General features: G+C 46.3%; 1 rRNA gene and 1 pseudogene. One reads left to right on the forward strand and one right to left on the reverse strand.

Features of this window, described 5'->3' with window-relative positions:
- Positions 1 to 100 (forward strand): 5S ribosomal RNA (gene rrf, locus L2764_RS27415); the annotation flags it as partial.
- Between the two features lie 88 nt (positions 101 to 188).
- Here rrf and L2764_RS27420 read toward each other — a convergent pair.
- Positions 189 to 731: pseudogene (locus L2764_RS27420) on the reverse strand (IS630 family transposase); the annotation flags it as partial.
- Positions 732 to 841: the final 110 nt, after the last annotated feature.

Genomic DNA, 841 nt, shown 5'->3' on the forward strand with positions numbered 1-841 from the left:
TTGTGGCCCCACCTGATCCCATTCCGAACTCAGAAGTGAAACGCAATCGCGCCGATGGTAGTGTGGGGTCTCCCCATGTGAGAGTAGGTCATTTCCAGGCGCCTAATAAAACATAAAGGCCACCCAATCGGGTGGCCTTTTTGTTATGTTTACTTTTTAAAATGACCCTCTCATACCAATCTGGAAAACTAACTGATCAACTTTGCCCAGTCTCTTGAACACATTTGCGTGACTCTTGCTGCACTCTCAGTAAAGCTATTCCAAGCTTTACAAACGCTATCGACAATGTCTTGGTAATCTTTGAAAACCCTATTGGCGAGACAATGCTGTACTTGTTCGATTGAATTAAGTTCAGGTGAATAGGGCGGTAATTTGATGATGTTGATATTGTTAAATTCATCTGCAATGTCATCAGTATGCCAACCTGCACCATCCATTATTACCACGGCATGTCGTTCTGCTTCTGTCACTGTCGAGATCTGCTCTAAGTGTAAGCGCATCGCTTCTTTGCTTGTCCACGGCATCACTATTGCTCGACCTATCTCTCTGCTTGGACAGACTGAACCAAATAGATAGGCATAGTTGAACTGTTGCTGGCGTACAGCCCGCGGCCTGGTACCTTTTCTGGCCCAAATTCTCGTTGTCGTGTTTTGTTGGCCAAATCTTGCTTCATCTTGAAACCAGATATCGACGCGATCTAAAGGGAGGTGTCCGGGGATCTTATGGATCGTTTTAATTAACAAACGGTAAACCCCCGGCTCTGCCGGGGTGACTCGCATAGGTTTCACCTATACCGCGGTATAGGTAGGCTCAAGTCTCGACCAAAAGACAGGAGAGCAAC

The organism is Shewanella surugensis, from assembly GCF_023284005.1.
Taxonomy (GTDB): domain Bacteria; phylum Pseudomonadota; class Gammaproteobacteria; order Enterobacterales; family Shewanellaceae; genus Shewanella; species Shewanella surugensis.